Genomic DNA, 11774 nt, shown 5'->3' on the forward strand with positions numbered 1-11774 from the left:
TTTGTTATTTCTTCTTCTCATCATTTTTTGCAGGTGGAGAAGATATAATTGAGAGTTTTCGGAGTTTTAAATCTGATTTGGGTTCTTGGTCTATGTATGGCTTCAATAAATCAACTATACTTTGAAGAAGATTTTCATATTCTCTATCAGTTATATATAACAATGCTGAAGTGAAAAATACATTGTCTTTCTTATGGTCTTGATTTTTTAAACTAAAATATTCATTCATTTCTTGCATCAAACCCATATGAAATGCTGTAGAGAGTGAAACAGATGCATCTACTTCCATATCCAAAGCATATTCCTTTAATGAATAAATTTTTTCAATTGTACCACGTACACGATTTTCTTTAACTACTTCAATCATATTGTTATCTTCCAAAATTTTAACATGGTGGTAAACTGTTGCACGAGGAATATCACTTAGATACTTCACAATATCAGATGTACGAACACTACCATGAATTCTGATATACTGTAAAATTCGGAGTCTAGCTGGATTTAAAATTAGTTTTGTTGTATCCACTTTATCAATCCTTTCTTTAATCCATAAAATTATTATAGTCTAATTTTTTAGACTATACAAGAGTATGATATAAAACTATTAAACAGTCAACAGTAATAAAAATAGCGATAGTATAGTTCTGCTTATCTGCGACAATAAAAAAATTACCTTTAATTAATAGAAAAACTTTCATATTAACCATATAAATTCATATTTTTATAAAATTTATTACTAAGTCCATAAAAATGAGTAATTTCTTGTATTATCTTATAATTATTGGAAATACTATCAAAATGTATGTTAATAATTTGTATTATTTCAAGATATATGTTACAAAAATAAAATATTAAATTGTATCTATTAAAATATTTAAAGAACAAAATATATCAACATAAAAACAAAATATTTCAAATTATTTATACATAATTTATAGTCTAAAAAATCAAAACAAAAAACATTATTAAAATATATAAATAATAATCCTTGATTTTTAGATTTATTTCTGTTAAAATCTAATATGTTGACGATGAATATGAGAAAAAAATACAGGGAGGTGAACACGGTGGCAAATATAAAATCAGCTAAGAAAAGAATAAGTGTTATCGAAAAGAAAACTGCTTTAAATAGAGTTAGAAAATCTCAAATAAAAACTGCAATAAGAAGATTCGAAGATGCTGTTGCAGCTGGAAACAGAGAGGATGCTGTTGTTAAGTTCCAATACGCTCAAAAAAGAATATACCAAGTAGCTTCTAAAGGAACTATACATAAGAATGCTGCAGCTAGAAAAGTAGCTAAATTAGCTCAAAAGTTAAACGGTATGAACGCTTAATTACCAGTTTATATTTCTTATATATAATAACCCCTATGTAGGGGTTTTTTATTTTGGAAATTTATACAATAAAAAATAAATAGTTAGACATATTATAGTAGATTATATACTCTTAGACTCAATCTAGCCTACTTGTACTTTGAACTATAACATATCTTGCTATTTATTTTTTATTAATGTATAATTTTTTTTACACTGCTTGTCTTTTACAGTATCTACTAACCAACATTTCTACTGCTAAGGTATCCCTTATAAGACCTGTTTTTATTTTATAATCACTTTCTAATATATAGTTTAAAATTTCTATGATTATATCATCAGAAAAGTTCTTAGCCTGCTTTAATGCTTTTCCTATTACAAATTGATGAATTTTTAATTTATCTGCTATAAATTTTGCTGAGTATCCCTCTAATTGTAATTGTCTTACTTGCATAACTATTTTAAACTGTCTAGCTATCATAGAAAATATACCTAAAACAGATTCGCCCTCCTGTATCATATCATTCAATATTTTCATTGCATTAGAAGCACTTTGCTCTCCAATATAATCAATTAACTTAAATATATCATTTTCAACCTTTTTAGGAGATAATTTATCTATTATATCATTAGTTACACTATTTCCCTTTCCAACAAATGAGCTAATTTTATTTATCTCGTTTTCTAAGTCTGATAAAGTCTTTTCACTACTTTTATCTCTATATCCTTCTTGTTCAATAAAATACATTATCTGAGAGTTTTCTATTATAACTTCATTTAGAGCAAAAGATTTTTTTATCCACTTAAATAAGTCCATATCAGAAAGCTTGTCACAGTTAAAAACAATTCCATTATTACTTATCTTTTTAACTAAAGATTTTCTTTTGTCAATATCTCCGTATACAACAAAAACTATGGTAGTAGTGTCTGGAGTATTATCTAAATGCTCTATCAAGTATTTTTCGTCACTATCTGTAAAATTCTTTTTCTTTCCTTTTAGTAACTCAAAGTCTTTTACTATTACTATTTTTCTATCATCCATAAAAGGAAGTGTCTCTATAGAGCTTATAAGCTGATTTAAGACTATTTCCTTTCCATCTATTATATCTAAGTTAAAATCGAGCATTCCTTCGTTTAAATTCTCTTTAAAGACTTTTATTGCATTTTCTATTAAATAATACTCTCTGCCATAAAAAAGATACATTTTCTCAAGTTTTTTATCTTTTATATTCCTTATAATATCCTTGTAATCCATTTTCTTGCTCCTTTATCTCTTTTCCTTCTATGTAAAATATGTAAAAAAATACTCCTATGTAATAAATCACTACAATATAAAGTTTAGGGTTATCTATATCAATATATGTAAAATTTAAATTGCTGAGTTTCTCTAGTAAAAAAAATATGATTTCTATCAATGTACTGTTAAATAAAGCTATTATTTTAGCTATTACTACACTTATTTTAAATATTATTAAACTTGCAATACTCAAATACATTATTATACCTATAAATGGTACTATGATTAAATTTCCTATGATTGAAACCAATGGTATACCTTTAAATGTATAATATATTATAGGCAAGGTTAATATATTTGACGATATTGTCAATGATACCATACTTAATTTTATAATACTATTTATTTTATTGTAAAATATTAGTATAGAGAATGTAGCTAAAAAAGATAATTGAAAACTTACATTATATATAACATAGGGGTTATTTATAATTAAAACTATCCCTATTAGAGACAGTGTTGATATTCCATCCTTTTTTCTATTAATAAAGACTGATAAATAGAAAACCATAACAAATGTTATAGACCTAATTATAGATGGAGACGCACCTACCATTATACAATATAAAGATATAAAAATCGACAATATTAATAATTTATACAATTTATTTATACCTCTTAATAAAAAAGCAATTACAACACATAGTATGCCTGTATGAAGACCAGATATAGATATTACATGGCTAGTTCCTGTTCTGGTGAACATTTCTTTTTGCTCATCTGTCAGATTTTCAACTTCTGCTAACAATATAGAATTTATAAAATCCGAATTTTTCTTATATAAATATCTATACGTTTTATTTATGTAAAACTTTACTTTACCTATTAAGTCATATATTTTATTCTTACCAATAATTTTATAGCTATTTATATATATTATACCTTTATATCCAGTGCTTTTTATATACCTTCCATAATCAAAATCTTCATATTTCATTTTAGCTAAACTTTTAAATTTGCCTGTAATATTAACTTTCTGACCAATTTTCAAATTTTTAGTTCTTGTGTAATCATTTATTAAGAAAGCGCCTACTTTATACTGATTATATCTAGGCTTTTCAAGTCTTCCTTTAACTGTTCCTTGTATAGTTATTATCTTATCATTAAATTTTTCATCCTCTTTCTTCTTATTTGTGATAATAAAAGATACAGCTATCACAAATATTAATATAATTAGTAAAGGTCTTCTTATTTGAATCATAATCACTCCTCTATAAAACATATTATTTAGATTATTTTCAAATAAATATTTTTTAAACAAAAGAAATTATTCTATAAACAAAAGAATACGTCAAAAGATTTATTAAAATCTTTTGACGTATTTTCATTTCTATATATATTCATTTATATAATTATCTTTTTTAGAAAAAATGCAATTAAGTATTTCTATTGTTTTTTTTGAAATACCCTTTATATTATTTAATAAAAGTGCTTCTTCAATGTCTATATAAGAAAATGCCAATTGTGTTAAAGCATTTATATCTAATTTAATATCAAAACACTCTTGAAGCTCATCTGTACATTCTTTATTTAATTTTTCTAACATTACTTTTTTATTTTGTATAGATATTTTGAATAGTCCATTATTCTCTTCTATATATTTATCTTCTATATATAATTTTATAGAGCCATTAATATCCTTATCAATATCTATATCTTCAATAAATTGCTTTACATTTATAACTCTTCCCATCATAAAAGGTTTTATTTTTATCTCACAGTCTTTAGGATTGTCTAATATAAACCTTATCTTATCTATCATAGGAGTAGCTATAGTAACTATCTTACATTGAGTATTGTGATTATATATAAATTTAAGCATTGATTTAAGGGCATCTATGTTTTTATAAAATAGCTCTCTGACAAACATTTTATCTCCTTGAAGAAAATAAATTACATATCCATCTTTTTCACTATCTTCATGGATATATAAATGTCCATCTTCACTTTGGATTTCTTTAAATAAGTTTTCATAATAATGTTCATCTTTTAACACATTACCATTAACCTCATTTAAAAATACTTTATCTATTTTAATTAAATCATCAATTTGTGATAAATTAGCTTTTATCATTTTTCCATTTGCCTTGAAAGTTTTTAAATCATCTGTTTTGATAGTATATTCAATTTGGTCATAACAATGCTCATATCCAAACCTTCTATAAAGTCTATAATCAATTGGCATTAATATAGATACTAGTTGTCCTTTCTTATACAACTCATTTAAAGTAAATTTAATAACTTTACTCATATAGCCAGTTCCTCTCCCCTCAGGAAGTGTGGAAACCCCTACTACATACGATGTATTGTATACCTTACTATTTAAACTTAATTTATACTGGTTTAGCTGAAGAGAGGAAACAATTTTTCCTTCATCTAAAGCTATTACAGTATTTTCATATTTATATTTATCATTAAAATAGTATTTCATAAAACTTTCACTATCATTAAAGCAATAACTCCATATTTCTTTTATACTTTCTATTTCTTCTTCTTTAGCATACCTAATCTCCATATAGTTTATTAAGCCTCCCTAACACTGTACTTTTCAACAAATCTACAAGGGTGGTAAGAAAGTTTAGCTTTTCTCAGACCTTCAATACCTAAGTCTTCTTCTCTATTTACAAACTCAACATCTTTAAATTCACTTACTAAAAATTGTTGGTTTATAAATGGATATAAACCTCTTATATCTGGATTGGCTTTTTCTATATGAATTAATGCCATGTTTTTATTTAAAAGCTCTCCGATACTAAATGCTTCTAATTTTCCATCCACATATACACCAAATACTTTTACTTTATCTTTTAAAATATCATAATTGTTAAATATCTTTTTGATACCAACTAATTCATCATCCATACTTTCATCAAATTCGTTATTTTCTTCTTTGTTACTTTCCCATTCTTTCATTAATACTAAACATTCATTGAAGTTTTCTTTATCTAATAATCTTGCTTCATATCTACCTGCATATTCTTTTAAGAAATAATTTATATGATTTCTCTTCTTTTGATTCTTTTTACCTGCTAGCGTTCTTAAACTTTCTGCATCATAGATATAATCAAATAAATCTCTTTCTTCTATATACTCAAATCTATTTGGGTATTTTTCTTTTAAAAATTCTACCACTTCAGTAGTAATACCTCTTAAGTATATCTTTTTGTTGTTATGTGAAAAATACTCAAGTACAAAATCTACAACTTCTGGAAGTTTGTCTTTTTTAGCAAGTGGTAATATTGAGAAACTATCTCCTTCATATTCACCAACTAAAACAGCAAAATCTTCACCTATATAGTATCCTGTCTTATAAACATGTTGCCACATATATAAAGTACTAAAACAGTACTCACAAGCTTCATAATCTACTAAATCAAAATAAGGGTCTAGCTCCTTTTTTGAATTTAGTTCAATATCTTTGAAAAACATAAAATCCTCCTACCTTTTTATTGCTTAATTTTTTAAAATTTTATTTTGTATCTATAAAAACTCCAATTTAGTTATGGTATTAATTTCACTTATATTGTCTAAAATATAAAATAGGATAGTTCCCATATATCTTATATTACCCATCATAAAATTATATAAACATGTAATGACTGGAGTGATTTTTTATTGAGAAATAAAATTTTTTTATTAATACTTATTATAATATCACTTTTAAGTGCTTGTGACAAAAAATCTCTACTATCTATACATATGATAGATGTTGGACAAGGTGATAGTCTTTTAGTTCAAACACCTACAAAGAAAAATATATTAATTGATGGAGGTGATGAAGATAGTGGAAATATAGTTACTAGTTACTTGAAACAAAAAAGAATAAAAACCATTGATATAATAATAGCTACGCATCCAGATTCAGACCATATAGGAAGTCTTGATAATGTCATAAAAAAATTTAATGTAAACTCCATCTATATGCCTGAACAATCAACAGAAAGTGAAGCTTATCAAAATCTAATAAGTTCTTGTAATGATAAAAACCTATCTATACAGTATCTATACAGAGATGATGTTTTAAATATCGATAACAATATAAATATATATGTATTAAGTCCTTCATATATACAGGAAAAACCTAATTTAAACTCAATAGTTTTTAAATTAAATTTTAATGACACCTCATTTTTATTTATGGGCGATGCTGAAGAAGCAATTGAAAAAGAAATTTTACATTATTTTAAATTAGATAACATCAATTTTATAAAAATCGGTCATCATGGAAGCAATTCATCAACTACTTCAGAATTTATTGAAAAAATTCATCCAGATATAGCCGCAATATCGTGTGGATATAAAAATCAATATGGACATCCTCATAAGGAAGTTATCAATAATTTAAAACAAAACAATATATCAATTTATAGGACAGATAAAATAGGTGATATTGTTTTTTATAGTGATGGTAAAATGATATTTACAAAACACAAATATAAAATAGACACTTAACATAAGAAATAAAACTGTAACTACATAACAGAACTAGGCTAAAAGTATCAACATAAAATGGTTTTATATTGATGCTTTTAGCCTTTAAAATATGTCCATAAAATTTATAGATAAAATATTTAGCATTATTACCCTAATAATTCATTAACTATTACAGATGCAATTACTAGACCTCCAACAGATGGCACAAATGATACACTACCTGGTGTTACCTTTTTACCATTCATGACTTTCTTTTTAAGTTCTATTGGTTGTTCAGTTGAATATACCACCTTTAATTTTTTAATTCCTCTATCTCTAAGCTCTTTTCTCATGACTTTAGCTAAAGGACAAGTACTTGTTTTGTGTATATCAGTAACAACTATTTTAGTTGGGTCCAATTTATTTCCCATACCCATAGAACTTATTATTTTTAAACCTCTTTTTTCACATGTTTCAATTAAATGTATCTTCGAGCTTACCATATCTATTGCATCCACAACATAATCATATCTTTCTGTTAGTATTTCACTACTAGTATCTTTATTATAAAGATTTCTTATTTTTTTTATATTAATATTAGGATTTATATCTAAAATTCTTTCTTCCATAACATCGACTTTATATTTTCCCACAGTTGAATGTAATGCTGGTATTTGTCTATTTATATTTGTTATATCTACATCATCAAAATCAACAATAGTGAGATTACCCACTCCAGCTCTTGCTAAAGCTTCAACAGTAAAACTACCTACTCCTCCAACTCCAAATACTATTACATTTGAATTTTTAAGTTTTTCTATACCATCATCTCCAACTAGAAAACTAGTTCTCGTTGTAAAGTTATTTTCCATTTTTCCACTCTCCTAGACTTTTATATACCTAATATTAGTATTAGAAAATTTACATTATATAATACTAGATATTATATATTACTAAAACTAAATTATCTCAAAATAATTTTTAAATTTAAAAAGGTATCTTTTAATATTAAAAGATACCTTTTATACTGGCGGGAATGCGTGGGAATCGAACCCACCTAAGAGGCTCTTAACCCCTCATACTAGTTTTGAAGACTAGAGGGCACACCGGCACCCATCCACTCCCATAACGAAACGTTTCTCAACGAAATCTATAATATCATATATTTTGACTCTTTGCAACAATTTTTATAGATTAATTTGATAGCAAATCATATTTTAAATAGTTTTTATCTATAGCAATTAATATTTATATATCTTCTTATTATATTTATAACTATATTTATAAACTTAAAAACTGGAAACCATATTTTAATTATCTATAAAGAATTTTTCCTCTATTTAATCAAAATACAATTTCCAGTATAAATATAAATTATTTAATTATTTTAATATACGTATATCTATAGTTTTTCTTCCCCAATTGTAAACTGTCTTTGAATCATTCATAAATATATCAATTTTATTTCCTTTTATCGCACCACCACAGTCTTCAGCAGTAAATACCATATCAAATTGAGGTATATATACTTTCGTTCCATATGGTATAACCTTAGGGTCTACAGCTATTGTTCCCCACTTAGGCTTTGTTCCTGTTGCAGTTATACTATGACCAGAATATGCAGTTGCTACAACTCTCATACTTCTACCATTGTTACTACTGCTACTACTTGAAGAAGATGAAGCCATCCTTCTTGAACTTTCTCCCCTTGATGAAGCTACTTGCATTTCTACTTTTGTTCCTTTATTTACAACTTTATTAACTGGCTCAGATGTAACAACTTTTTTCACAAATTCCTTTTCTACTTTCTTGCCATTGTGATAAGTTTCTTTATATACTAATTCACTTTTACCAGATTTTCCTTCTTCTTTAACTTTAGAATCTCCTTTTGACAAAGAGTTATCTTCAACAACTGTAACTTCAAACGGAATGTCTTTAGTCTCTACAACTGTTTTTTCCTTAACATCAATTACTTCTATTTTATCTCCATTAGATAACTTTGAATTTACATCCAAACTAACTATATCATTTCCATCATAGCTAATGTTTTGGGCTTCCAAAAGGTCTCCTACATTAGAACTAAATGTAGATACAGTTCTTTCTTCTCCTTTTACTACTAATGTTACTTGTTTATTAAGTGCAGAGTATCCAGATAAAATTCCAACTGATAAAACAACCGCCATTGCCGAGACTTTAACATTACTCAATTTCTTTAAATTCATATAAAATTTCCTCCCTCAAATTTTTTACACTATATATTTTGCTTCGTAATATTCTGCTTCGTAAATTTCTTTTTTGTTTTTTGTGTAACTAAATTGTAACTATTTTTTCAAGAGTTGTCAACTTGACAAAAAAATAGAAATATGCATACATAGTATTTTCAACTATTGAAGCATATTTCTATTAGTTACAACAATGTCATTGTTTATTGTTGTTTTGTTATCATTTTGTTACCTTTTATCTTTATATATTTTCTATCTGCCAATTGATAGGTTCTTTTCCTAGCTTTTCGAGAATTTCATTTATCTTAGAGAAGTGCTTACATCCAAAAAAACCTTTACTTGCTGATAATGGACTTGGATGAGGTGCTTCCAAAATATAATGCTTACTTGTATCAATCAATTCTACTTTTTTACGCGCATTACTTCCCCACAGTACAAAAATTACTGGGTCTTCACGGTCACTTAAAATAGAAATCACTCTATCTGTGAAAATTTCCCACCCTTTATTTTTATGAGAATTGGCTTCATGTGCTCTAACAGTAAGTGCTGTATTTAAAAGTAACACACCTTGGTCTGCCCAAGGCATTAAGTATCCATTATTAGGTATAAAGCATCCTAAATCTTCTTTCAACTCTTTGTACATATTTAATAGAGATGGTGGAGTTTTTACTTGTGGTTGAACTGAAAAAGCTAAACCATGAGCTTGATTATCTCCATGATAGGGGTCTTGTCCTAGTATTAAAACTTTTGTATCTTTATATGAAGTGTGTTTTAAAGCTTCATATATGTTATGCATATTAGGAAAAATTTGACGTGTCTTATATTCATCTATAAGGAATTTTCTTAAATTTAAATAATATTCTTTTTCAAATTCTTCCTTTAATAATTCATTCCAATCGTTTCCTAAATTAACCATAGTTATCACCAATTCCTTTCAGCTATTTTTATTTATTGTTTTATTTAGAAATTATGTCCTCTTGATTGTCATTTTTTTCATTAGTATTTATTTTTATGCTCACTCTGTTAGGTATACAAACTATACTTTGACTTGGTTTGTTTATAAAACCTGTATGTACACACACCTTATCAGGACATGAAGCATCTATTATCTCCACACCTTTGTCATGAATTTTAACTACATTGTACCCTCCTCTATTTTCTATTTTAAATTCTTCTTTGGCATTTATTGAAACAGTCTTATACAATTTATTATCTACATAAATTTCAATACTTCCAGCATTTTTAGAATTTATAACATTTATTATTCCATAACATGCTGTGATAACAATCAAAACACCTAAAATAAGAAGAATGTCTTTTTTCTTCATTTTTTGTCCTCCTATGAAATTATGCTATAATAAGATAATAACACAATTTCATAGGAGGAATATACCATGAATAAGAAAAAAATCACATTTATTTTTGTGATATTGATTTTAGCATTAATTTTATTTTCATTTTTTAGGAGTTCAAGTCAAAATACTAAATATAGTAAGACAAGCTATTACCTTGGTACAGTAAATGAAGTTACTATATTTAATATAAAAGAATCAAAAAGTGATAAAATTTTAAATGAATGTGATTCAATTTTAAGATATATTGATAACAAGATGAGTACCCATATACCAGGAAGCGATGTTTCTAAAATAAATGATAATGCTGGTAAAGATTTTGTCAAAGTTTCTGATGATACATTTTTTGTTGTACAAGAGGCTATAGAATACTCTAAGTTGTCAAATGGATACTTTGACATAACAGTTGGTCCACTATCCAATCTATGGGCAATTGGAACAGACAAGGCTAAAGTCCCAAATAACTCTGAGATAAACGAACTTCTGCCGCTCATTGATTACAAAAATATTATATTAGATGAAAAAAATAAATCTATAAAGTTAGCTAAAGAAAATATGAAAATTGATTTAGGGGCAATAGCTAAAGGATATGCTGCTGATAAAATCGTAGGCTATTTGAAATCAGAAGGTATAAAAAAAGCTTTAGTAAACTTGGGAGGTAATATATTTACTCTAGAAGATAGCAAAAATAACAAACCTTTTAAAATTGGTATTCAAGACCCAACTAGCAAAAATGGAGAATCTATAGGGAATATAGAAACTACAAATAAATCTGTTGTTACATCTGGAATTTATGAGAGATTTATAGAAAAAGACGGTAAAATATATCACCATATGTTAAATCCATTTACAGGATACCCTTTTGAAAACAACTTAAGCAGTGTTACAATAATCTCTGATAAATCTATTAATTGTGATGCTTTATCCACTTCTACATTTGGACTTGGACTTGAAAAAGGTATGGATTTAATTAATAGTATTGATAATGTAGATGCTATATTTATAACCAAAGATAAAAAAGTATATTTAACTAATGGCATACAAAATAATTTTAAACTTACAGACAAAGCTTTTTCTATTAAAAAGTTCAATAAATAATGAGTTTAAATAATAACTATATCTATTATGCATACAAATTTATACATACAAATTTAAATAACTCTAATATAACTAATGT

General features: G+C 26.1%; 12 protein-coding genes and 1 tRNA gene. 3 read left to right on the forward strand and 10 right to left on the reverse strand.

Features of this window, described 5'->3' with window-relative positions:
- Positions 1-4 precede the first annotated feature (4 nt).
- Complete coding sequence (locus tag IC219_RS05375; protein ID WP_227482852.1) at positions 5-526, reverse strand: helix-turn-helix domain-containing protein; 522 nt, start codon at positions 524-526, stop codon at positions 5-7.
- A gap of 541 nt (positions 527-1067) precedes the next feature.
- On the opposite strand from IC219_RS05375, the gene rpsT reads away from it, so the two are divergent.
- Complete coding sequence (gene rpsT / locus IC219_RS05380; protein WP_227432754.1) at positions 1068-1334, forward strand: 30S ribosomal protein S20; 267 nt, start codon at positions 1068-1070, stop codon at positions 1332-1334.
- Positions 1335-1524: 190 nt separating this feature from the next.
- Here rpsT and holA read toward each other — a convergent pair whose 3' ends face one another.
- The 4 genes from holA to IC219_RS05400 all read right to left on the reverse strand — a co-directional run bounded on the left by holA (position 1525) and on the right by IC219_RS05400 (position 6039).
- On the reverse strand, positions 1525-2568 hold the full coding sequence (holA, locus tag IC219_RS05385; protein ID WP_227482853.1) for a DNA polymerase III subunit delta: 1044 nt from the start codon (positions 2566-2568) through the stop codon (positions 1525-1527).
- Positions 2531-3811 (reverse strand): ComEC/Rec2 family competence protein, encoded by a 1281-nt coding sequence (locus tag IC219_RS05390; RefSeq protein ID WP_227432560.1) that lies wholly within the window; start codon positions 3809-3811, stop codon positions 2531-2533. The genes holA and IC219_RS05390 overlap by 38 nt, the downstream gene beginning before the upstream one ends.
- 129 nt (positions 3812-3940) lie before the next feature.
- Positions 3941-5125: an enhanced intracellular survival protein Eis gene (eis, locus tag IC219_RS05395; protein WP_227482854.1), complete on the reverse strand. Its 1185-nt coding sequence runs from the start codon at positions 5123-5125 to the stop codon at positions 3941-3943.
- An 8-nt stretch (positions 5126-5133) separates the two neighbouring features.
- A complete protein-coding gene (locus IC219_RS05400; RefSeq protein WP_227432558.1) occupies positions 5134-6039 on the reverse strand; it encodes a DUF2156 domain-containing protein in 906 nt (301 codons plus the stop codon).
- A gap of 186 nt (positions 6040-6225) precedes the next feature.
- Here IC219_RS05400 and IC219_RS05405 point away from each other — a divergent pair, with 186 nt between their 5' ends.
- Positions 6226-7062, forward strand: a complete 837-nt coding sequence (locus IC219_RS05405; protein ID WP_227830757.1) for a ComEC/Rec2 family competence protein — start codon at positions 6226-6228, stop codon at positions 7060-7062.
- Positions 7063-7190: 128 nt separating this feature from the next.
- Here IC219_RS05405 and IC219_RS05410 read toward each other — a convergent pair whose 3' ends face one another.
- The 5 genes from IC219_RS05410 to IC219_RS05430 all read right to left on the reverse strand — a co-directional run bounded on the left by IC219_RS05410 (position 7191) and on the right by IC219_RS05430 (position 10573).
- Positions 7191-7895, reverse strand: a complete 705-nt coding sequence (locus IC219_RS05410) for a ThiF family adenylyltransferase (protein ID WP_227432556.1) — start codon at positions 7893-7895, stop codon at positions 7191-7193.
- Between the two features lie 156 nt (positions 7896-8051).
- Positions 8052-8148 (reverse strand) — tRNA-Sec (locus IC219_RS05415).
- A 257-nt stretch (positions 8149-8405) separates the two neighbouring features.
- The gene (locus IC219_RS05420; protein WP_227432555.1) at positions 8406-9245 is read right to left on the reverse strand and encodes a G5 domain-containing protein; all 840 of its coding nucleotides are present in this window, start codon (positions 9243-9245) and stop codon (positions 8406-8408) included.
- A 241-nt stretch (positions 9246-9486) separates the two neighbouring features.
- Positions 9487-10161 carry a uracil-DNA glycosylase gene (locus IC219_RS05425; protein WP_227432554.1) on the reverse strand — a complete coding sequence of 225 codons (675 nt, stop codon included), beginning with the start codon at positions 10159-10161 and terminating at the stop codon, positions 9487-9489.
- A 40-nt stretch (positions 10162-10201) separates the two neighbouring features.
- Complete coding sequence (locus IC219_RS05430) at positions 10202-10573, reverse strand: NusG domain II-containing protein (protein ID WP_227482856.1); 372 nt, start codon at positions 10571-10573, stop codon at positions 10202-10204.
- A gap of 66 nt (positions 10574-10639) precedes the next feature.
- On the opposite strand from IC219_RS05430, the gene IC219_RS05435 reads away from it, so the two are divergent.
- Complete coding sequence (locus IC219_RS05435; protein WP_227482857.1) at positions 10640-11695, forward strand: FAD:protein FMN transferase; 1056 nt, start codon at positions 10640-10642, stop codon at positions 11693-11695.
- Positions 11696-11774 lie beyond the last annotated feature (79 nt).

This window comes from Clostridioides sp. ES-W-0018-02 (assembly GCF_020658175.1).
GTDB lineage: Bacteria > Bacillota > Clostridia > Peptostreptococcales > Peptostreptococcaceae > Clostridioides.